Source organism: Halomonas qaidamensis, from assembly GCF_025917315.1.
GTDB lineage: Bacteria > Pseudomonadota > Gammaproteobacteria > Pseudomonadales > Halomonadaceae > Vreelandella > Vreelandella qaidamensis.
This window is the reverse complement of sequence record NZ_CP080627.1, coordinates 2075568-2096776: the sequence shown is the minus strand read 5'-3', so window position 1 is coordinate 2096776 and position 21209 is coordinate 2075568. Positions and strand designations below refer to the sequence as shown.

At 50.8% G+C, this 21209-nt stretch carries 18 protein-coding genes; 14 read left to right on the top strand and 4 right to left on the bottom strand.

Going from position 1 to position 21209, the window contains the following annotated elements; translation table 11 throughout:
• Positions 1-146 precede the first annotated feature (146 nt).
• The 7 genes from lepA (at position 147) to acpS (ending at position 6361) form a co-directional block, all read left to right on the top strand.
• The gene (gene lepA / locus K1Y77_RS09720) at positions 147-1964 is read left to right on the top strand and encodes a translation elongation factor 4 (protein WP_030072489.1); all 1818 of its coding nucleotides are present in this window, start codon (positions 147-149) and stop codon (positions 1962-1964) included.
• Between the two features lie 15 nt (positions 1965-1979).
• The gene (gene lepB / locus K1Y77_RS09715; RefSeq protein WP_264018123.1) at positions 1980-2783 is read left to right on the top strand and encodes a signal peptidase I; all 804 of its coding nucleotides are present in this window, start codon (positions 1980-1982) and stop codon (positions 2781-2783) included.
• A gap of 61 nt (positions 2784-2844) precedes the next feature.
• The gene (gene rnc / locus K1Y77_RS09710) at positions 2845-3537 is read left to right on the top strand and encodes a ribonuclease III (protein WP_030072493.1); all 693 of its coding nucleotides are present in this window, start codon (positions 2845-2847) and stop codon (positions 3535-3537) included.
• Entirely contained in the window at positions 3534-4433 is a 900-nt protein-coding gene (gene era / locus K1Y77_RS09705) for a GTPase Era (RefSeq protein ID WP_030072495.1), read from the top strand. The genes rnc and era overlap by 4 nt, the downstream gene beginning before the upstream one ends.
• A gap of 8 nt (positions 4434-4441) precedes the next feature.
• Positions 4442-5134: a DNA repair protein RecO gene (gene recO / locus K1Y77_RS09700; protein ID WP_264018124.1), complete on the top strand. Its 693-nt coding sequence runs from the start codon at positions 4442-4444 to the stop codon at positions 5132-5134.
• Between the two features lie 35 nt (positions 5135-5169).
• Positions 5170-5982, top strand: coding sequence for a pyridoxine 5'-phosphate synthase (pdxJ, locus tag K1Y77_RS09695; protein WP_264428190.1), 813 nt, complete (start codon positions 5170-5172; stop codon positions 5980-5982).
• Position 5983: 1 nt separating this feature from the next.
• Entirely contained in the window at positions 5984-6361 is a 378-nt protein-coding gene (acpS, locus tag K1Y77_RS09690) for a holo-ACP synthase (protein WP_264018126.1), read from the top strand.
• A 7-nt stretch (positions 6362-6368) separates the two neighbouring features.
• Here acpS and K1Y77_RS09685 read toward each other — a convergent pair whose 3' ends face one another.
• Positions 6369-9071 (bottom strand): ATP-binding protein, encoded by a 2703-nt coding sequence (locus K1Y77_RS09685; protein ID WP_264428186.1) that lies wholly within the window; start codon positions 9069-9071, stop codon positions 6369-6371.
• Positions 9072-9162: 91 nt separating this feature from the next.
• On the opposite strand from K1Y77_RS09685, the gene cysM reads away from it, so the two are divergent.
• The 7 genes from cysM to K1Y77_RS09650 all read left to right on the top strand — a co-directional run bounded on the left by cysM (position 9163) and on the right by K1Y77_RS09650 (position 18833).
• Positions 9163-10059 (top strand): cysteine synthase CysM, encoded by an 897-nt coding sequence (cysM, locus tag K1Y77_RS09680; RefSeq protein WP_030072505.1) that lies wholly within the window; start codon positions 9163-9165, stop codon positions 10057-10059.
• Positions 10060-11526, top strand: a complete 1467-nt coding sequence (gene rlmD, locus K1Y77_RS09675; protein WP_264428184.1) for a 23S rRNA (uracil(1939)-C(5))-methyltransferase RlmD — start codon at positions 10060-10062, stop codon at positions 11524-11526.
• Between the two features lie 70 nt (positions 11527-11596).
• Positions 11597-13873, top strand: coding sequence for a GTP diphosphokinase (relA, locus tag K1Y77_RS09670; RefSeq protein WP_264428182.1), 2277 nt, complete (start codon positions 11597-11599; stop codon positions 13871-13873).
• On the top strand, positions 13873-14712 hold the full coding sequence (mazG, locus tag K1Y77_RS09665) for a nucleoside triphosphate pyrophosphohydrolase (protein WP_264428180.1): 840 nt from the start codon (positions 13873-13875) through the stop codon (positions 14710-14712). The genes relA and mazG overlap by 1 nt, the downstream gene beginning before the upstream one ends.
• A gap of 61 nt (positions 14713-14773) precedes the next feature.
• The gene (gene ppc, locus K1Y77_RS09660) at positions 14774-17422 is read left to right on the top strand and encodes a phosphoenolpyruvate carboxylase (RefSeq protein WP_030072512.1); all 2649 of its coding nucleotides are present in this window, start codon (positions 14774-14776) and stop codon (positions 17420-17422) included.
• A 79-nt stretch (positions 17423-17501) separates the two neighbouring features.
• Positions 17502-18521: a 23S rRNA pseudouridine(2604) synthase RluF gene (gene rluF, locus K1Y77_RS09655; protein WP_264018130.1), complete on the top strand. Its 1020-nt coding sequence runs from the start codon at positions 17502-17504 to the stop codon at positions 18519-18521.
• Between the two features lie 33 nt (positions 18522-18554).
• A complete protein-coding gene (locus K1Y77_RS09650) occupies positions 18555-18833 on the top strand; it encodes a DUF1294 domain-containing protein (RefSeq protein ID WP_030072516.1) in 279 nt (92 codons plus the stop codon).
• On the opposite strand, the gene K1Y77_RS09645 is transcribed toward K1Y77_RS09650, so the two are convergent.
• Genes K1Y77_RS09645 through K1Y77_RS09635 form a run of 3 tightly spaced genes read right to left on the bottom strand, consistent with a single transcriptional unit; the run spans position 18817 to position 21208 of the window.
• Positions 18817-19491 carry an anthranilate synthase component II gene (locus K1Y77_RS09645; protein ID WP_264018132.1) on the bottom strand — a complete coding sequence of 225 codons (675 nt, stop codon included), beginning with the start codon at positions 19489-19491 and terminating at the stop codon, positions 18817-18819. The two genes, K1Y77_RS09650 and K1Y77_RS09645, sit on opposite strands and share 17 nt — an antisense overlap.
• On the bottom strand, positions 19488-20912 hold the full coding sequence (locus tag K1Y77_RS09640; protein WP_264018133.1) for an anthranilate synthase component I family protein: 1425 nt from the start codon (positions 20910-20912) through the stop codon (positions 19488-19490). Before K1Y77_RS09640 ends, K1Y77_RS09645 begins: the two co-directional genes overlap by 4 nt.
• A 2-nt stretch (positions 20913-20914) precedes the next feature.
• Complete coding sequence (locus K1Y77_RS09635) at positions 20915-21208, bottom strand: Trp family transcriptional regulator (RefSeq protein WP_030072522.1); 294 nt, start codon at positions 21206-21208, stop codon at positions 20915-20917.
• Position 21209 lies beyond the last annotated feature (1 nt).

The window sequence follows — 21209 nt, the reverse complement described above, 5'->3', positions numbered from 1 at the left end:
TTCCTATCCCGCGCATATCGCTACAATAGCGCTTATCTTTTTGACGAACATTGGCAAAGTGGTGGTGCGGCAACCTTTATTGCCCGCACATGCTGGTTTAATACCGCCAACAGCACCTTGCATACCCATAAGGCAGAACACACTCGATGTCTCAAGACGTTTCCAGCGGAAAGCTCAAGCATATACGTAATTTCTCGATAATCGCCCACATCGATCATGGTAAATCGACCCTATCAGATCGTTTGATTCAGACCTGTGGCGGTCTGACCGAGCGAGAGCTTAAGGAGCAAGTGCTCGATTCCATGGATATTGAGCGCGAGCGTGGTATCACTATCAAAGCGCAGTCCGTTACGTTGGATTACACGGCGGCAGACGGTGAAGTTTATCAGCTCAATTTCATCGATACGCCTGGGCACGTGGATTTCTCTTACGAGGTGTCACGCTCTCTATACGCTTGTGAAGGGGCGCTTTTGGTTGTCGATGCGGCTCAAGGGGTAGAAGCCCAGTCGGTTGCTAATTGCTATACCGCGATTGAGCAGGGCCTGGAAGTATTGCCAGTTCTTAATAAAATTGATTTGCCCCAGGCTGACCCTGACCGAGTTGCGCAAGAAGTCGAGGAAATTATCGGGCTAGACGCTACCGATGCTTGCCAAGTGTCAGCAAAAAGCGGCATTGGTATCGACGCTTTATTAGAGAGACTCGTGCGGGATATTCCGCCTCCCAAGGGTGATCCTGATGCACCGCTTCAGGCGTTGATTATCGATTCCTGGTTTGATAATTATCTAGGTGTTGTCTCGCTAGTGCGATTGTTTGACGGAACATTGCGCAAAGGCGACAAAATCCGCATCAAGTCCACAGGGCGTGATTGGGGAGCCACCGAGGTAGGGATTTTTACCCCGCTGCGTAAAGAGACCAATATTCTGCGTGCGGGTGAAGTAGGTTTTATTGTCGCTGGCATCAAAGAAATCCACGGTGCACCGGTGGGCGATACCATCACCCACACTAAAACGCCCGATGTGCCTCGCTTACCTGGCTTCCAAAAGGTGAAGCCTCAGGTGTATGCGGGCATGTTCCCTGTGAGTGCCGATGATTACGAAGACTTCCGTGATGCACTTGAAAAGCTCGCGCTCAATGATGCTTCCCTTGAGTATGAGCCGGAAAACTCCGATGCGCTTGGATTTGGTTTCCGCGTTGGTTTCCTAGGCACGCTGCACATGGAGATCATCCAAGAGCGCTTAGAGCGTGAATATGATCTTGATCTACTCACCACAGCGCCAACGGTTGTGTATGAACTTGCCATGAAGAATGGCGATATTCAGTACGTATCGAATCCATCAAAACTGCCTGATATGGCCGATGTTGACGAGATGCGAGAACCCATCGTGCGTGCCAGCATCCTGGTCCCGCAAGAGTATGTTGGTAACGTGATTGCTGAGTGTGAACAGCGCCGTGGTACCCAACTAGATATGCAATTCCTGGGTAATCAGATCCAGTTAACCTATGAATTGCCTATGTCAGAAGTTGTCATGGACTTCTTTGATCGCTTGAAGTCAATTTCGCGTGGTTATGCATCACTGGAGTATAACTTCGAGCGTTTTGAAGCCGCTAAGTTGGTTCGTCTGGACGTGTTGATTAACGGCGATAAAGTTGATGCGTTGGCCGTCATTATCCACCGCGATCATGCGCATAACCGTGGCCGTTTGCTAGTGGAAAAAATGAAAGAACTGATTCCTCGGCAAATGTTTGACGTGGCTATTCAAGCGGCTATTGGGGGCCAAGTGGTTGCGCGCTCAACGGTCAAAGCACTGCGTAAAAACGTGACGGCAAAATGTTACGGCGGCGATGTCAGCCGTAAAAAGAAACTACTGGAAAAACAGAAGGCCGGTAAGAAACGGATGAAACAGGTGGGGCGTGTTGAAATTCCCCAGGATGCCTTCCTTGCTGTGCTCAAGGTAAACGACTAGGGATACTTACCCCACATGGATTTTTCACTATTACTGGTAATTGCCGTTGCGCTGTCTGGGGCTATTTATTTACTGGATGTGCTTTGGCTAAGGCCTAAGCGCCGTGAGCGATTAGCGACTGCTGAAGCAGCGACCACGGAAGGCTTAGATGCACCCACCCGCGAGAAACTGTTAAAAGAGCCGTGGCCAATTGATTATTCGCGCTCATTTTTCCCAGTTTTGCTAGTAGTGTTGGTTGTACGTAGCTTTATTGTTGAACCGTTTCAGATTCCATCAGGATCAATGAAACCAACGCTTGAAGTGGGCGATTTTATCCTAGTGAATAAATTTGCCTACGGGTTGCGTCTGCCTGTGGTGCATCATCGCTTCCTGGAAGTAGATGATCCAGAACGAGGCGATGTAATGGTCTTCCGTTTTCCAGAAGAGCCAGCAGTTAACTTTATTAAGCGGGTGGTGGGCCTACCTGGGGACAGTATTCGTTATGAAGGGAAACAGCTGTATGTTAACGGTGAGCCGATTACAAAAACATTGATAGAAGAAGGCCCCGAGCTTTCACCGCAGCAGTTATTATTAGAAGAGCAACTAGGTAGCGTTAGTCACTATATCTACAATAACCCCCGAGATCCCGGCCCCCAGATGCGTGAAGTGGTTGTTCCAGATGGGCACTATTTCACTATGGGCGATAACCGTGACCACTCTAACGATAGCCGTTATTGGGGGTTTGTCCCTGAAGATAATATTGTTGGAAGAGCGTTTGCTGTTTGGATGCATTGGGACGGTGGTTTGCCCAGTTTTACAAGCGTGCGGCGTATTGAATGAAATATAGTTTGCAAATTGTTAATGCTGTCATATTAGTTAACGTCAACGACGTAGGAGCACTGTGAGTAATTCCCTAACCGCTTTTTGCCGACGAATCGGCCACACCTTCGGTGATCCTATGCTGATGGAGCTGGCTATGACCCACCGTAGCTACGGTGGTCGTAACAATGAGCGCCTGGAATTTCTGGGTGACTCTATCGTCAATTTTGTAATTGCTGAGGCGCTTTTCCAACGCTTTCCGCAAGCTAGAGAAGGTCAGTTGTCGCGACTGAGGGCGCGTTTGGTAAAAGGCCAAACGCTGGCTGAGCTAGCGCGGGAAATGGAATTTGGTGAATGCTTGCGGCTGGGCTCGGGAGAAATGAAGAGCGGTGGTCATCGCCGTGAATCTATTCTAGCGGACGCAGTAGAGGCTGTGATTGGTGCTATCTATTTAGACGCGGGGATGGATGTTGTTCGTCAACGCGTGTTGGCATGGTACGCCGAACGACTTGAAAATATTTCGCTACAAGATACTCAGAAAGATCCCAAAACACGCCTACAAGAATTTTTGCAATCGCGCCAGGCGGCATTGCCACGCTATGAAGTAGTCTCTGTAAAGGGGGAAGCACATGCCCAGACCTTTACCGTGGAGTGCTACATTGATTTGCTAACCGAGCATACTACGGGTAAAGGTCCCAGCCGCCGCCATGCTGAGCAGCAAGCGGCTGAAGAAGCGCTATCCCATCTTGAAAAAACACCTGGAGACAAGTCATGAGTCAAACCTGCGGCTTCGTGGCCATCGTTGGACGGCCCAACGTAGGCAAATCAACCCTCATGAATCGGATTCTGGGGCAAAAGATATCCATCACTTCGCGTCGGCCCCAAACCACGCGGCATCAGGTGATGGGTATTAAAACGGTCGAAGAAACGCAGTTCATCTACGTTGATACGCCTGGCATGCACATCATGTCAAAAGATCGTAATAAAGCAATTAATCGCTTTATGAACCAAGCAGCAACTCAGGCACTGCGTGATGTTGACTGTGTGGTGTTCATCATCGACCGTACCCGCTGGACGGATGAAGACCAAGCCGTTTTAAAACGGCTTGAGCATGTTAAAGCGCCAGTAATTTTAGCAGTCAATAAAGTAGATCGCTTAAACGAAAAAGGTGATTTGTTACCTTGGCTAGCGGAAGTAGGCGCGCGTCGTGAGTTTGCTGCAGTAGTGCCCATTTCTGCAAAGCATGGCACTCAGGTAGAAACGTTAGAACAGGAAGTTGCCAAATACTTGCCAGAGAGCGTTCACTTTTTTCCAGAAGATCAAGTGACTGACAAGAGTTTGCGCTTTATGGCAGCCGAGCTAGTGCGAGAAAAAGTCATGCGCCAGCTGGGTGATGAGCTGCCGTATCAAATGACCGTAGAAATCGAAGAGTTTCGCGAAACTGAGCGTGTAACCCATATCAGTGCCTTGATTCTTGTTGAACGCCAGGGCCAAAAGGTTATCTTAATTGGTGAGAATGGGGATCGTATTAAAAGCATTGGTCGTGAAGCACGCCTAGACATGGAGCGCGCCTTGGGTACCAAAGTCATGCTAAATTTATGGGTGAAAGTGAAACGCGGCTGGTCAGATGACGAGCGGGCTTTGAAAAGTTTGGGTTACGATCTCGATTGAGTGCTTCGATGTCGGCAGAGCCAGCGTTTTTACTGCACCGCAGGCCATACCGTGAAACCAGTGCGCTGGTGGATTTATTAACCCTTAATCATGGTCGTGTACGCGCCGTTGCCCACGGTGGGCAACGGCCAGGCTCTAAATCCCGCCAGCGGCTGCAACCGTTCACTCCTTTGTTTGTGTCGTGGCGGGGGGAGCGTGAGCTCAAGCGATTAATGCTGATGGAATCGCGTGGACATACTGCTTTGCTTGCTGGAGAAGGGTTGCTCTGCGGCTTATATGCCAATGAAATAGCGACACGTTTACTGCCTTTGGAGCTAGCTGCGCCAGAGGTTTTTGCATTTTATGGCGCGCTGCTAGAAGCGCTGCCCACGCCAGCGAGCCGGGCCTTGGCACTGCGACGTTTCGAGTGGGCGCTGCTCGAAACGCTAGAAGCAACGCCACGCTTCTGCACCTGCGATGGCGGTGCACTTGATCCTCAGATGCGTTATCGGTTTGATGCAGCAAGCCGTGCTTTTGTGCCTTCAGAGCAGGGCATAGAAGGCCGCTCATTACGTTATATAGATCAAGGTGATTGGCAGCCCGCTGGTTTAGCAAGTGCATTGAAAGCGGTAATGCGGGCAGCGCTTGCACCTCATTTAGGAACGACTGTTTTACGCTCTCGAGAATTAATGCTCGACTTGGCCCGCCGCCGACAGCGTTAAGCGGGCATCTCAATATCACTTATTGGAGACACGCGATGCATCCTCCTCGGATTTTATTAGGCGTTAATATCGATCATATTGCGACGCTACGCCAAGCGCGTGGTACTCGCTATCCCGATCCCGTTCAAGCGGCACTGTTAGCAGAAGAAGCGGGCGCTGATGGTATTACTGTTCACCTGCGTGAAGATCGCCGTCATATTCAGCCCAGAGACGTTCGGCTGCTAGCAGAAGTGCTCAACACGCGCATGAATTTAGAGATGGCCGTTACTGAAGAGATGCTAGCGTTGGCTGAGGAAGTACGCCCGGCGCACGTGTGTTTAGTGCCAGAAAAGCGTGAAGAGCTAACTACGGAAGGAGGCTTAGACGTTGTCGGTGGTTTTGATCTTATTGCTGATGCTTGCCGACGTTTAAGTGCAATCGGCTGTGATGTATCGCTATTTATTGATCCTGAAGAAGCGCAAATTGATGCGGCCATTCGTGCTGGGGCACCAACGATTGAACTGCATACAGGAGCTTATGCAGAAGCAAAGCCTGGTAGCGAGGCAGCAACTGCTGAATATGAACGCTTGAGTACGGCAGCCATTCATGCTGTTTCTGCAGGATTAGTGGTTAATGCCGGTCATGGCTTGCACTACCACAATGTTGAAGCGATTGCAGCGCTGCCAGGTGTTAATGAGCTCAATATTGGTCACGCCATTATTGCTCGTTCGCTTTTTGTTGGGTTGAAGGAAGCTGTTCAAGAGATGAAGCGTTTGATCATTGCTGGTCAGGAAGCCGGGTTAATGGCGGCCTTAGATGCTCACGAGCACGAGCACGAACACAACCACAATGGCTGTTGCAGCCACTAAGATGATTGTTGGAATTGGGTCGGATATCGCCCGTGTCGAACGCTTTACTAAGGCAGTAAAGCGTCATGGTCCACGCTTTGCCCAGCGAATCTTAGGACCTGAAGAGCAGGCTGTTTGGCAGGTGAAAGGTCAGCCTATTAGCTATTTGGCAAAGCGATTTGCAGCAAAAGAAGCGTATGTTAAAGCGCTTGGGCTTGGTTTAAGAAGTGGTATGCAATGGAGTGATATTCAGATTCTCAATGATCCTCTGGGTAAACCAAGCCTACAATTAAACGGCGAGGCGCTTCGTCTTTTTCAAGCCAGCGGTGCCTCTGCTGCCCATATAACGCTCAGTGATGAAGCCGAGTACGCGGTGGCATTTGTAGTGCTTGAGCGCTAACGTTCGTTTAGCGCTCATATAACGTGCTCCGCTGCTCCTGTAGGCGCTTGATGGCGGTATATAACTCATCAAGTAAATTCTCAGCTTGATCCAGTCCCCCGGTACGCAAACGTGTTTCCAGTGTCTCAACCGTTAAGGCTAGTTCAGGTGCGCCACAGTAACGACAGATGCCATTGAGCGAATGCACATGGTCAAGCAGTGCTGTAAGGTTGTTTTTTGCAAATGCGCCGCGTATTGCTTGCTCGTATTCATCTAAGCTATCGATTAGCCGCTTCAACTGTTCTTTCGCAAACTCAGTTTTTCCACCGGCTAGTCTGGCGCCTAGTTCAAGGTCAATCGCAGGTAATGAAAGCGGTGAATAAGGAGTAGTGAAGACTGCATTAGGTGTTTCATCAAGCACGTCAGTAGGCAGTGCAATCCCTAAAAAGCGCAGTAATTGCTGCTGTAATTGAGCTTCATTGATAGGTTTTACGAGTACATCGTCTAAACCCTCTGAGAGCCACTGTTGGCGTTCAGCGCTGAGTACATGGGCAGTCACTGCAATAATGGGGCAGCGTGCCCAGCTATTATTAATGCGCCGTAATGCCTGAGTGGTTTGAACACCGTCCATATCAGGCATACGAATATCCATCAGTACCATGTCGGCTTCATGCTGGCGTGCATAATCCAGTGCTTCTTGACCGCTAGCGGCTAACACAATGTTGATGTGCTCATTTTCGAGCATGGCTTTTAATAGTTCACGGTTAGGCGCGTTATCGTCAACAATTAAAATCGTGAATGTTGGAGAAGGAAGTGCTTTTTCCGATTGAGTATTGACGGAAGAAGACGCAGTTTTAATGGGTTCTATTAGCTGTTTAAACGTGGCAGCAAGCTGTGCTCGAGTAAATGGTTTACATAACATATCACCCCCATTGGGAAGCTCCCAGAGAGGTAGTTCGAAGCTAGTAGTATTTGCAAGTACCAGAGTAGGGCAGGGCGCTTGGGAAATTATTTTTTGCCAATAGGCTTTTTTTTCACTAATAAAATCATCTTGCTCAAGGCCTAAAATAAGCAATTTTTCATTACCTGGTTTATTAAACGGAATGACAGTTGCGTCCCAGCGTTTCAATAGGTGTTCTACTACATTGCGAGTAGGTAGATGGGGTTCATGCATGCGAATAATCGCGCCATCGAGGGAAAGTTCTGGCGGCCGTTCACTTGCTAAACTTGCCAGTAATGGCAAAGTGAATGAAAAAGATGTGCCTTCTTTCAGCGCACTGTTAACCGAAATTTCCCCACCCATGCGTTGAATAAGTTGCCTACAAATAGTGAGTCCCAGGCCGCTACCACCGAAATGTCTAGAATGGCTAGGTTCTGCCTGAGTGAAGGCACTAAATAGCTGCTTTTGTTGCTCTTCACTCAAACCAATCCCTGTATCGCTTACGCTAATACGTAACACCAGATGCTGGCCTTCTTGGCTATCCAGCATGACGCGAATGATGACGTCTCCCTTAGAGGTAAACTTCAAGGCATTGCTGATTAAATTGCTAAGGACTTGGTGAATGCGTAGCGGGTCGCCGCATAATATGGGTGGTACATCCTCATATACCATCGCTACTAAATGTAGCCGCTTGCGTTGTGCTTCTGGCGCATGAAGGCCGATCACTTCGTCCACTAGCGATATAATATCGATGTCGACCTCTTCCAGTGTGAGCCTATCTGCTTCAAGTTTAGAGAAGTCCAGCACATCATTAACAAGCATTAGTAGGTTATTGCAGGCACGATGCACATGCTCCAACCACTCTTTTTGTCGAGCGTCGAGAGGGGAGCGACCTAATAAGCGACAAAATCCGATAATGCCGTTTAAAGGGGTGCGAATTTCATGACTCATATTGGCCAGAAATTCGGACTTTACTGCGTTCGCGCGAAGAGCACTTCGGTGAGCAAGGTCGAGTTTGATATTTTGCTCCTCGATTGTCTCCATGGACTCCTGTAATTCAGATGTTGCTTGCTCGATTTGGCTCTGCAAATCATGCTGAGCCTGTTGGAAATGCTTTGCTAAGCTATTGATATGTTCTGCGAGTTGCCGAAACTCTGCGGGCCGTGCAGCAGCAATAAAAAGCCGATAATCTCCCCTCGATAGGCGATAAAGTGCTTGATTTGCTTCTTCAATGGGACGTGTAGCGTATCGGCTAATGGCGAATGCAGCTAAAAAAAGTAGTAGGCCAAGTAGCATGCCACCTAAGCTAAGGCTGGCAATAAGCTTGTATCTTTCTAGCGTAAGGGTGCGAATATCTAATTCAGCTTCAAGCCAGCCGGTATTAGCGAGTTCAAATTGCTGGTCGGGGAAGGTGCGCAAGGGGACCTGTAATCGCCAAATGGCGTCATCGATAGTCAGCGTAGTGGTATTGGGAGCATTTAGGCGGGGAGGAAAAGGCATCGAACGACCAAGCACTAATAAACGGCTACCCTGCTCATCAAAAAGTGTCACTGCGCGTAACTCTTTGTGTTCTAGGAGCTGCCTAGCAATAACTTCCAAACGAGATAAATCGCCATCTGCCATCGCGTTTCCAAGGCTTGGTGCCAATAATTCGCCAGCGCTAACTAACCGTTCTTTAAGCATATCGCGGCTGGTGGTCTCGTTTTGCACCACTAATAACAACGCCATAATGGCATAAACAAGTAGCGGAAATCCGAGTAACGCAAATAGCAAACGCGTGTTTAGAGACATGAAAGAAGCTCGTTGATTCAATGAGGTTGCCTGTCAAGCTTACGGCAGCACCGATATAATGCAGCATAATAGTGCTGATAAGGAATGTACGATGAATTATCCCACGCTCGAAGATGTGGTTGGCAATACACCGCTGGTTCGCTTAAAGCGCATAACTGCCGGTCGCAACAATACCTTGCTTGCCAAGCTAGAGGGTAATAATCCCGCGGGTTCAGTTAAAGACCGTCCGGCACTGTCTATGTTAAGTGAAGCAGAAGCACGGGGTGATATCGTTCCGGGCGATACGCTGGTGGAGGCAACTTCAGGTAATACGGGTATTGCGTTAGCCATGGCTGCGGCTATTAAAGGCTATAAAATGACGTTAATCATGCCTGAAAACGCCTCGGAAGAGCGTAAACAGGCGATGGCCGCTTACGGTGCTACCCTGATTTCAGCTAGCAAAGAAGGTGGAATGGAAGAGGCGCGAGATATTGCCGAAGCAATGATTGCAAGAGGCGAGGGTAAGCCGCTAAACCAATTTGCCAACCCAGATAACCCGCTAGCGCACTACCGTACAACAGGCCCCGAAGTATGGCAGCAAACAGGCGGTGAAGTGACGCATTTTGTTAGCTCAATGGGCACAACCGGCACGATTATGGGTGTTTCCCGGTATCTGAAAGAGCAAAACCCAGCGATCCAAATTGTTGGTCTACAGCCTGCGGACGGCGCAAGCATACCTGGGATTCGTCGTTGGCCGAAAGAGTACCTACCATCGATTTTTGAAGCACCGAGGGTTGATATTACTCTTGATATTGGCCAGCAAGAAGCAGAAGCCCACATGCGCCGCTTGGCTCGTGAAGAAGGTATTTTTGCAGGTGTCTCCTCAGGTGGTGGCTTAGCTGGAGCGCTGAGGATCGCGGAACAAACCGAAAATGCGGTCATTGTCTTTATTGTTTGTGACCGAGGTGATCGCTACCTTTCTACAGGCTTATTTGCCCCGGAGTTATAAATGGCCATGTTGGGTAAGCGGCGGCCATCTCGGCCCGCGTCAGGACACTCGGGGCTAGTACGCAAGCCAAGCAGTAAAGCTGAGCAAAAAGAGGGCGACTCGACCACGCTAGTGGTGGAGCGTCTAGCCCATGATGGCCGTGGTGTAGCGCATACTACTGCCGGTAAAACAGTCTTTATTGATCAAGCGTTACCCGGTGAGCACGTTGATGTGGCGGTACAGGTGACCCGCAAGCGGTATGACGAAGCGCATATAAAAAATCGGCTCACCTCTTCAGAACAGCGGGTTGAGCCTCCCTGTGCTTACTTTGGGCAGTGCGGAGGCTGTGATTTACAGCATCTTAATCTTACTGCGCAACGCCAGCATAAGCGCGACGTTGTCACCGAGCTAATGGCGCGTCAGGGCCTTACGCTAGGTCCTATTGCTGCGTTAGATGGTAGTAGCGAGCACTACCGACGTCGTGCCCGTCTTGGGGTTAGAGTTGATGGTCAGGGGAATGTTCTCCTTGGGTTTCGAGCACCCAATAGCCACCGATTGATTGATATTGAACAATGCTACGTGCTGGTACCCGCACTGAATGAATTAATGCTTCCTCTACGGCAGCTATTGGCAACACTAGAGGCTCCTCGTCTCGTTGGCCATGTTGAGTTGCTGGCAACCAATGAAGCGACGGTAGTACTGGTGCGTCAGTTAAAAGCCCATGACCAGGATATGGCTCGCTGGCAGCGTTTTGCGGAGCAGCAAAAGATCTCGCTAGGCACCTGGTTAGGGCGGGAAACGCCTGTTTTGCACTGGAATGGTGCGCGTAATAACACAGGGCCCGCTCTGCAAGATGTGCTTAACCTTGAAGAGCTCGGTATTCAACGCGTGAAATCGTTAATAAACGATCCTCCTTCTTCAAATGATGAGGGATCAAAACAATTAACGTTACGTTTTTTCCCTGGTGATTTTTTACAGGTTAATGCAGAGGTTAACCAAAAAATGGTCGCTCAGGTGTTAGCATGGTTGAAACCAGCGCCAGGACAACAGCTAGTGGATCTTTTTGCTGGGGTTGGAAATTTTAGCCTGCCTTTAGCAGCCGCTGGCGCACAAGTGGCGGCCATAGAAGGCAACCCAGCGATGGTGGAACGGATAACTGCCAATGCTGACGCTAACCAACTGGAAGTACATGCGCGGCAAGCAGACTTAAGTGACGCTAGCACAGTGCAAATGCTGTTAAGCGAGCATCAACACATTGATGCGATTGTGCTTGACCCTCCCCGCAGTGGTGCAGAAGCAGTTTGCCAAGTAATTGGCCGTTACAACATACCGCGGGTGGCCTATATTTCTTGTGACCCGGCAACGCTTGCTCGTGATGCGGCACATCTTGTGCATGCAGGTTATCGCGTCAAGCAAGTCGCAGTGGCAGATATGTTTCTCCACACTGCGCATCTGGAAACGCTGATGCTATTCGAATACGAGGGCTAGCCTGCCTATTGCATCAAGCCTCGGTGACGGAACATGGATAGCCGTCACCCTGAAAGGATGAATCATTGTCATGGTGAAAGTGCGTGAAGACCAGCCGCTTACTGAAAGCGGAAAAGTGGACATACAGCAGTGGTTAGCGCGCCTTCAAGAGGATGTGCGCTTACGCGAGCCTGAGCGATTATTGCAGGCGTGTGAACTTGCCGAACAGTTAGAGCGAGAGGCACCGCAGACCCATCGCGTGTGGCTCTCACCAGGATCAAGTTTTCGCATGGGACTGGAAATGGCCGACATACTGGCCGAGCTTAAACTTGATCAAACGACCCTTGAAGCTGCCGTATTGTACCGTGCTGTTCGCGAGGGGCTGCTAAGTCTAGATGCCGTTACCAAACGTTTTGGTGAAGAAGTTGCGAAGCTGATTGACGGCGTTTTGCAAATGGCAGCTATTAGCTACCCGCTAGCGCCTAACCATAGTATGGGACAGCATAACCAGCAGGAAAATCTGCGCAAAATGCTGGTTAATATGGTGGGGGATGTGCGTGTTGCGCTGATTAAAATTGCAGAACGCACCTGTGCGTTGCGCCAAGTGAAAGACGCCCCCCGTGAAAAGTGTCTGCAGGTAGCACGTGAAGTTGCCGATATTTATGCGCCGCTTGCTCATCGACTAGGGATAGGCCAAATCAAGTGGGAACTTGAAGACCTGTCGTTCCGCTATTTGCATGAAGAAGAGTACAAAGCGATTGCTAAGCTGCTGGCTGAAAAGCGCTTAGACCGTGATCGCTATATTCATGACGTGGTAGAAACCATCAAAAGCTTGATGGAAGCCCAAAATATTCATCATTACGATGTAGATGGGCGAGCCAAGCATATTTACTCAATCTGGCGCAAAATGAAGCGTAAACGGATTGATTTTTCCCAGGTGCACGACGTGCGTGCGGTGCGCATTCTGGTTCCTGATGTGGCCGATTGCTACACGGTGTTGGGGATCGTTCACTCCCGTTGGCACCATGTTCCCAATGAATTTGATGACTATATCGCCAACCCGAAGAAAAATGGTTACCAGTCGCTGCATACTGCAGTGATGGGACCAGAAAATAAGGTGCTGGAAATCCAGATTCGCACCTTTGCTATGCACGACGAAGCAGAGTTAGGCGTATGCGCGCACTGGCGATATAAAGGCCACGATACCAATGCTAAAAGCCGCAGTTATGAAGAGAAAATTGCCTGGTTACGCCAAGTGCTTGAGTGGCAAGATGAAGTGGGTGGGTTTGGCGATCTGCGTGAAGGGCTCTCTAGCGATGTAGCGCCAGACCGCATCTATGTCTTCACCCCTGATGGTCATGTCATAGACCTGCCGCGTATTGCCACGCCTATTGATTTCGCTTACCGCGTGCACACTGAAATTGGTCACCGCTGCCGTGGCGCAAAGATCAATGGCCGGATAGTACCGCTGACATATAAGCTAAAAACTGGCCAGCAAGTCGAGATTTTAACGGCCACCAAAGGCGGCCCCAGCCGCGACTGGTTAAACCCCAGTTTGGGCTATGTGCGCACCTCGCGCGCGCGGGCCAAAATTCAGGCATGGTTTAAGTACCAAGCGCGAGACCAAAATTTAGAGGAAGGGCGGTCGCTGTTCGAGCGTGAAATGCGCCGTTTAGATGTTGAAGGGCTTGACCTTACCAAGCTTGCCGGTGCAGTTAACTACCAAAACGCCGACGATATGTATGCGGCCCTTGGGGCAGGCGACCTGCGCATTGGCCAAGTGCTTCATCAAGCCCAGCAGTTGTTTGGTGAAACGGACGATCAAGAGCAATTAGATCGGTTGCTGGCGAAGCCGCGCCGCCAGATAAGTAAAGCGACCCAAAGTGATATCACTGTGCTAGGTGTTGGTAACTTAAAAACCAGCATGGCGAATTGCTGTCGGCCAGTGCCAGGCGAACCGATTGTTGGCTTTATTACCCAAGGTCGCGGCGTCACTGTACATCGCCAGGATTGCAGCAACATCCTTCAATTGCGTATGGAAGAGCCCCAACGCATTATCGAAGTTGAGTGGGGCGAGCGCGCCCAGACCCGTTACCCAGTCACTATTGAAATTCAAGCCTGGGATCGCTCTGGCCTGCTGCGTGACGTGACCGGGCTACTAGGCAACGAGAAGGTTAATGTATTAGCAGTGAACACACTGACCGATACTGACGAGGGGATCGCTCGTTTACGCATCACTCTGGAAGTCGATGGTCTAGAAGCGTTAGGCCGTTTGTTTTCCCGTATCCAGCAGTTGCCCAATGTCACCGAAGTGCGTCGTTTGCGCAATGCCGACCCAGAGAAAAATGTCCGTAAAGGAGGCGCCTGATGCGTTATAGCGTAGAGGATCTGCTGACATTGATGTCGGTACTTCGTAATGCGGACCAGGGGTGTCCTTGGGATATTAAGCAAGATTGGGACAGCATCGTGCCCCATACGCTGGAAGAGGCTTACGAAGTTGCTGACGCTATCGAGCGGCGCGCTTTTGATGAATTGCCCGGCGAACTGGGTGACCTGCTTTTTCAAGTGGTTTACTACGCCCAGTTTGGTGCCGAAGAGCAGCGCTTCGACTTTCACGACATCGTCGATACATTGACCGCAAAGATGTTGCGACGTCATCCGCATGTATTTCCTGATGGCACGCTAGCGTCACGGCGCCCACCTGGAGTGAGTGCCGAGTACGTACAAACCCAGCAGGTCAATTCACGCTGGGAAGCGCTTAAAGCCGATGAGCGTGCCGAGCGTGCACCGCAGAGCGCACCCTCTGTACTTGACGATGTTCCACGGACGCTGCCTGCGCTTAGTCGTGCCGCTAAGCTTTCAAAGCGCGCCGCTAGGGTAGGGTTCGACTGGCCGGATGCCAGCGGTGTGTTGGACAAAATACGTGAAGAGCTGGCTGAAGTTGAAGAAGCCCTAGCCGAGGGCAACCAACAGCACGCTCAAGAAGAAGTTGGCGACCTGTTGTTTGCAGTGACCAATTTAGCTCGCACCTTGGGCGCTGATCCCGAGCAATGCTTGCGTACCACAAATACAAAATTTGAGCGCCGCTTTCGCTACGTAGAGCGCGAGCTTGCCGCCGCTGCGCGTCCGCTAGCTGACGCCTCGCTTGATGAAATGGAAACCCATTGGCAAGCCGCTAAAGCACAAGAAAAAACGCTTACCCCTTAACAACTGATTTTTAACAACTGACTTTTAACAACTAATGCGACCCCGTAAGGAGGCCATGCCAATGAGTCACGACCTACACGAATCGCTACGTGATAACGTGCGTATTCTCGGTGATAGCCTGGGCCGTACGATTGCCGATGATTTAGGCCAGTCATTTGTTGATAAAATTGAAACGATTCGTGCCCATGCCAAGCGGGGACGCCAGGGCGATTCACTGCAGCAGCGTGAGCTTATAGAGTATCTACGTCAGTTGCCTGAACGCGATCTGCTGCCAGTGACGCGTGCGTTTAACCAATTTTTGAACCTTGCCAATATTGCTGAGCAGCACTACCGGGCGCGCTTTCGCCGGGTGGAAGACTACAAGCCTGGCTCCCAGCCCGTACTTGGTGAGCTGCTAAGCCGTGCACAGCAGGCGGGTAATTCACCCCGTAAATTAGTAGAAACCCTGGCCAGTATGCGCGTTGAGCTAGTGCTGACTGCCCACCCTACAGAAGTTATTCGCCGCACGTTGATTCAAAAATACGACGCTATCGACGAATGCCTAACCGCCATTGAAAGCTCTGAAGACTACCCAGAGCGTGGCACTCGTGCCCAGGGCCGCTTGGAAGAGTTGATCAGTCAGGCGTGGCATACCGATGAGATTCGTCATGAACGGCCAACCCCCGTGGATGAGGCCAAATGGGGCTTTGCGGTTATCGAAAACTCCTTATGGCAGGCAGTGCCAGACTTCCATCGCGATTTGGATAATTTATTACTCGATACTGCCGGCGAACGTTTGCCGTTGGATGCCGCGCCCATTCGCTACGCCTCCTGGATGGGCGGTGACCGAGATGGCAATCCAAATGTCACCGCGCGGGTAACGCGAGAGGTGCTGTTGTTGGGCCGATGGATGGCCGCTGATCTCTATTTACGTGATCTTGAACAGCTGAAAACCGAGCTTTCAATGTGGAAAGCCAACAGCGCCTTGAAGGCAGAGGTGGGAGAAGTTGCCGAGCCTTACCGCGAGCTGCTTAAGCGTCTGCTGAATAAAATGGAAGCCACACGCGACTGGGCTAAAGCAGAGTTGGACGGCCGTAACTATGACGGTGGACCAATTATTGAAACCCGAGACCAGCTCTACGCGCCGCTGCTGGCATGCTACCGCTCGTTGTGTGATGTCGGGCTGGACACCATCGCAAACGGTGCGCTGCTGGATACCTTGCGTCGGGTAGCAGTGTTCGGTGTCACGCTGACCAAACTTGACTTGCGCCAAGAGGCCAGTCGCCATGCCCAGGTAATGGAAGAACTCACCAGTGCATTGGGCTTGGGCCATTACCAGGACTGGAACGAAGCTCAGCGCCAAGAGTTTCTGCTCGCTGAGCTTGAATCACGGCGGCCGCTGATCCCACGCCGTTGGGAGTGTTCGGCAGAATCCCGTGAAGTGCTCGATACCTTCAAAGTGATTGCCCAAGAGCATGCTGAAGCGTTGGGTACCTATATTATCTCGATGGCTGCCGAGCCTTCTGACGTATTAACCGTTGCGTTATTGATGAAAGAGGTGGGCGGCCAAGTCACGCTGCCTATTGCACCACTGTTTGAAACCCTCAACGACCTTGATCATGCGGGCGATGTGGTTGACCAATTGCTGGCGCTTCCCGGTTACCGGGCCCTGGCGAAAGACCGCCAAGAGGTCATGATTGGCTATTCAGACTCTGCTAAAGACGCCGGACAGCTTGCTGCTGCCTGGGCACAGTACCGTGCCCAAGAATCGTTAGTGAACGTATGTGAAAAACATGGCGTGGATTTGACGCTCTTTCATGGTCGTGGTGGCACCGTTGGTCGTGGCGGCGGCCCCGCGCATGCGGCGATCCTTTCCCAGCCGCCGGGCTCAGTGAATGGCAGCCTACGGGTAACAGAGCAAGGCGAAATGATCCGCTTTAAGTTTGGTCAGCCAGATATCGCGCTGCGCTCTATGGAAATTTACGCCTGTGCGGTCATGGAGGCGACATTATTGCCACCGCCTGCACCTGAGCCTCACTGGCGTGAAGAGATGGAGCAGCTGGCGAAAGTGGCCCATGCCGCCTACGTGGGCGTGGTGCGTGAAGATCCTGACTTTGTTCCCTACTTCCGAGCGGTTACGCCGGAAGGCGCACTGGGCAGACTGCCGCTTGGTTCTCGGCCGACTAAACGCCGTCAAGATGGCGGCGTGGAAACCTTGCGAGCGATTCCATGGATTTTTGCCTGGACACAGATTCGCCTGATGCTACCCGCTTGGTTGGGCAGCGGAGAAGCATTCTCGCGGCGTATAGAGCAGCCAGGTGGTCGGGAAGTGTTGCAAGAAATGCGCAGTCAGTGGCCCTTTTTTGGCACCTATCTTGATATGTTAGAGATGCTATTGGCCAAAGCGGATGTCGCGATTGCCGCTTACTATGAGCATCGTTTGGTCGATGAGCCTTCGCTGAAAGCGCTGGGTAAGAAGTTACGTGAGCGTTTTGAGCGGCTTGAAAACGTGGTGTTGGATATTCTCCAGCAAGAGAAGCTGCTTGAAAACACCCCGCTTATTCGCCAAGCAATTGATGTGCGCAACCCTTACATCGACCCGCTTCATGGCTTGCAAGCGGAGCTTCTACAGCGTAATCGGGACGCCGATGGTGCTATTAGTGCAGATCTCTCTCGTGCGCTTATGGTGACCATGGCCGGTATTGCGGCAGGTTTACGCAATACGGGTTAAGCCCACTGTTTTGCTCAATCAGCGCTGCGGCCATTTGGCGGCAGCGCTTTTTTAATCGACTACCGTTGGTTGACGCTTTATGTCGTTACGAAAATCTACCCGTATCAATAAATACATCAGCGAAAGTGGTTTATGTTCCCGCCGAGAGGCTGACCGCTATGTTGAGCAAGGCAACGTTTGGATTAATGGGCGTCGGGCAACGACAGGCGACCAAGTGGTGCCGGGTGATCGGGTTAAGGTCAACGGTCAGGACATAGAGCCTCAGGAAGAAGAGGATTTAGTGCTTATTGCGCTAAATAAGCCGGTGGGAATTGTCAGCACCACTGAGTCCAGCGAAAAAGACAATATTGTTGAATTCGTTAAGCACGGTACACGAATTTTCCCGATCGGGCGGCTGGATAAAGATTCACAAGGGCTTATCTTTTTGACCAATAACGGCGACTTGGTTAATAAAATCCTGCGCGCCAATAACAATCACGAAAAAGAGTATGTGGTAACCGTCAATAAGCCGATTACCGATGAATTTGTGGCAGGCATGCAAAAGGGTGTGCCTATCCTGGGGCAAGTGACTAAAAAGTGTAAAGTGACCAAAGAGTCGACGTTTGTGTTCACTATTACGCTGGTGCAAGGGCTGAACCGCCAGATCCGCCGTATGTGCGAGTACTTTGGCTACGAGGTCACCCAGCTGGTTCGCACGCGAATTATGAATGTCTCTCTGCAAGGATTGGCTCTGGGCGACTGGCGGGATTTAACTCCCAAAGAGATTGACACTATCATTGCGTTAACCGAACGCTCTGGGGCTGCGCCCGAAAAAAACAAACCCAAAAAATTCGATGCGACCGAAAGGCCTAACTACAGTGCACGCTCCAGTGCGAAAAAAGCAAAGAAACCAGCAGCTAAACGAGCACCACCTGACGCTAAAGCAGCCAATAAAAAGCACCAAGACCCTAAAGCCAAAACGGCTGCTTCCGGTAAGCCCAGCGGTAGGGGCAAACCATCTGGAAAGCCGGCTGCTAAAGGCAAAGGAAAGCCGGTCAATAAAAATCGCGCTGGGCGTAGCAAGCTTGCTACGAGCAAGCCGCTACAGCGGCGCAAATAATGCGTGCGCCGAGCAGATTAAGATGACTAACAAATGATAAGTCTTGTTGCAGCGTCCTATGTGTTGGTCAGCGTGATCACATATGGGGTTTATGCCGTGGATAAAAGGGCGGCAGTTAAACGGCGCCGCCGAGTGAGCGAGAAAACGCTCCACCTGATGGCGCTTGCGGGTGGTTGGCCGGGAGCGTGGCTGGCGCAACAACGTCTACGGCATAAGACCCAAAAGACCCGCTTTCGGCGTCTCTTTTGGGTCACCGTGGTGCTCAATGTGGCTGCGCTATCGGGGCTGTTAGCTGTTATGCCGCTGGGTTAGGTGCAAAAAGGAAGTTAGCAATTAACTCTTTGCCTCCTTCAGTAGCAAACGATTCAGGGTGAAACTGAATGCCATGAATGGGGTAGTCGCGGTGCTTTACGCCCATTAATTCAAATTCGTCTATCGTTTGCCAGTGGCTGCGTTGTTCAAACTTATCAGCGCCTAAAGCTCCTACCGCTGCGGTTACTTCCAAACAGTCGGGCAGAGTGAACGCATCGGCAATCAATGAGTGATAGCGCATTACCTCAAGCTGGTCGGGTACGCCATTAAACACCGAGCGGTTGTTGTGGTTGATCGGGCTGATTTTGCCGTGCATCGGCAGCGGTGCTTTCACTACCTTGCCGCCAAAGACATGCACAATGCCTTGCATGCCTAAGCAAACGCCCAACAGTGGCGTAGTTTTGCCTAGTTTTTCGATGACTTCAGCACAGACCCCAAAGTAACGCGGGTCATCCGGCGAGCCTGGGCCAGGAGAGATGATAATGCGATCAGGTGCCATGGCTTCTATCGCCTTGAAGTCGATCTGGTTGTTGCGCTTAACAAGTATCTCGAAATGGGGCAGCTCGCCGCGATTCTTCTCCGTGGTCAAAATCTCACCAATAAACTGATACAGGTTATAGGTGAAGGAGTCATAGTTATCGATAATTAGCACTTTCATGCTTGGCTCTCCATGTCCGTACCTGCGCTCATAAAAGGGGCAAGGGCTTTGCGTGTGCCGGCAAATTTACGGCGAATTTCCTCGTACTCGTCTTCGGCGTTGCTATCAAACACGTTGCCGCCACAGGTTTGTACGTAAGCGCTTTCACCGTTTACAAACACCGTACGAATCGGAATCGCGAAGGTGCAGTCGCCGTTGAAAGAGAACTGGCCAACTGCGCCGCCGTAAGGGCCACGCCCATCGATTTCCAAATCATCGATAATTTTCATTGCTTCAATTTTAGGCGCGCCTGTCAGCGTACCCGCGGGGAAGTTACTGGCAAGTGAGGTAAACATATCCTCGCCTTCAGCAATAATACCGACAATTTCACTGGAGATATGCTGCACGTGGCTAAAGCGTTTGATATCCATCAGGCTACGCACTTTTACCGTGCCAAACTGCGCCACTCGACCAATATCATTGCGGTGTAGATCCACAATCATATTGTGTTCGGCAATCTCTTTAGGGTCGTTGAGTAGTGCACGAGCTAACTGAGTGTCTTCTTGCGGGGTTTTGCCACGCGTGGTGGTTCCTGCCAGCGGGAAGGTCTCCATTTCGCCCTGGCGGAGCCTGAACAGAAGTTCCGGGCTTGCACCAATTAGCTTCTGCTCGCCGAATTTTACGTAGTACATCTGTGGCGATGGGTTGATCGTGCGCAACTGATCGTAGAGCGCTAATGTGTCGCCTTTAATGCTAAAGCGTTTTTTAAAGCCGACTTCGCACTGAAACACCTTACCGTCGATAATATCCTGTTTCACTTTGGCCACTGCTTCAGCATGCTCTTCGCGGCTCATGGTGTCGCCCAACGCAGTGATGTGCAACGCGCCAGCAGGTAAATCATCAGCGTCAATCAAGGTTTGCAAAAACTCATAGCGGCTATTGTCGTAATAAAAATAGGTGACTTCCCCGGTCATTTTGTCGAGGATCAAGCCATCTTTATAAAGGCCAAACCGAAACGTGTCGAAATCGTCACTAGCTTTCAACGTTAGCGAAGGCTCAAAGTATTGCATGGCGTCATAACCGAGATAACCGCTTAGCCCACCTGCATACTTACGGGAAATAATATTCTGGGGAATCAGGCTGCGCAGCAGTTCATAAGGGTTATCGCTTGGATAGTGGTTTGCATGGCCGTCACGATCTTCAATCGTCAGCGTGCTGCCATTGGCGTAGAGCGTGTATTCCGGGTCAAAGCCAATAATAGAGTGGCGCGCCATATGGCTATCTTCGCCGAGCGATTCCAGCATGTAACAGGTATCAAATTGACGCTCAATTTTTTGAAACAGTGCAAAAAAATCACAGTCTGCTGCCAAGGTAACGTAGTGAGGCTTGCGCGGCAGCGTGAAAGGCTGCGGGCCTGATGAAGCAGGCGTAGTCGTCGTCATGATTAATCGGTCCGTGAAGTGGGTGACGGTATTAATGAGGGTAACGATGAAGAGGGTTGCGCTGTTAAAGCGCGTGAACCCCGGGAAACCGTGGCAATACCAACGCCCAGCGTTTCAGCAATTTTGCGATGGGGGACACCGTCACGTAGAAGCTTAAAAATCTGTAGGCGCTTACTGATTTCTTGGTACTCTGCGGGCGTTAATAAACTAGCCAGTGCCTCGTGCATCGCCTTCGGCGAATCAATGGCAAGCAGGTAGCGTATTAAATCCGCCTGAAGGTCATCATCAAATGACATA

Excerpts from the sequence above, each read along its gene's own strand:
- acpS (WP_264018126.1), top strand. The coding sequence starts at position 5,984 with ATGATTGTTGGAATTGGGTCGGATATCGCCCGTGTCGAACGCTTTACT.
- rluF (WP_264018130.1), top strand. The coding sequence starts at position 17,502 with ATGTCGTTACGAAAATCTACCCGTATCAATAAATACATCAGCGAAAGT.
- rlmD (WP_264428184.1), top strand. The coding sequence starts at position 10,060 with ATGGCCATGTTGGGTAAGCGGCGGCCATCTCGGCCCGCGTCAGGACAC.
- ppc (WP_030072512.1), top strand. The coding sequence starts at position 14,774 with ATGAGTCACGACCTACACGAATCGCTACGTGATAACGTGCGTATTCTC.
- K1Y77_RS09650 (WP_030072516.1), top strand. The coding sequence starts at position 18,555 with ATGATAAGTCTTGTTGCAGCGTCCTATGTGTTGGTCAGCGTGATCACA.
- cysM (WP_030072505.1), top strand. The coding sequence starts at position 9,163 with ATGAATTATCCCACGCTCGAAGATGTGGTTGGCAATACACCGCTGGTT.
- pdxJ (WP_264428190.1), top strand. The coding sequence starts at position 5,170 with ATGCATCCTCCTCGGATTTTATTAGGCGTTAATATCGATCATATTGCG.
- lepB (WP_264018123.1), top strand. The coding sequence starts at position 1,980 with ATGGATTTTTCACTATTACTGGTAATTGCCGTTGCGCTGTCTGGGGCT.
- lepA (WP_030072489.1), top strand. The coding sequence starts at position 147 with ATGTCTCAAGACGTTTCCAGCGGAAAGCTCAAGCATATACGTAATTTC.
- K1Y77_RS09685 (WP_264428186.1), bottom strand. The coding sequence starts at position 9,071 with ATGTCTCTAAACACGCGTTTGCTATTTGCGTTACTCGGATTTCCGCTA.
- K1Y77_RS09645 (WP_264018132.1), bottom strand. The coding sequence starts at position 19,491 with ATGAAAGTGCTAATTATCGATAACTATGACTCCTTCACCTATAACCTG.
- relA (WP_264428182.1), top strand. The coding sequence starts at position 11,597 with ATGGTGAAAGTGCGTGAAGACCAGCCGCTTACTGAAAGCGGAAAAGTG.
- K1Y77_RS09640 (WP_264018133.1), bottom strand. The coding sequence starts at position 20,912 with ATGACGACGACTACGCCTGCTTCATCAGGCCCGCAGCCTTTCACGCTG.
- recO (WP_264018124.1), top strand. The coding sequence starts at position 4,442 with ATGTCGGCAGAGCCAGCGTTTTTACTGCACCGCAGGCCATACCGTGAA.
- era (WP_030072495.1), top strand. The coding sequence starts at position 3,534 with ATGAGTCAAACCTGCGGCTTCGTGGCCATCGTTGGACGGCCCAACGTA.
- mazG (WP_264428180.1), top strand. The coding sequence starts at position 13,873 with ATGCGTTATAGCGTAGAGGATCTGCTGACATTGATGTCGGTACTTCGT.
- K1Y77_RS09635 (WP_030072522.1), bottom strand. The coding sequence starts at position 21,208 with ATGTCATTTGATGATGACCTTCAGGCGGATTTAATACGCTACCTGCTT.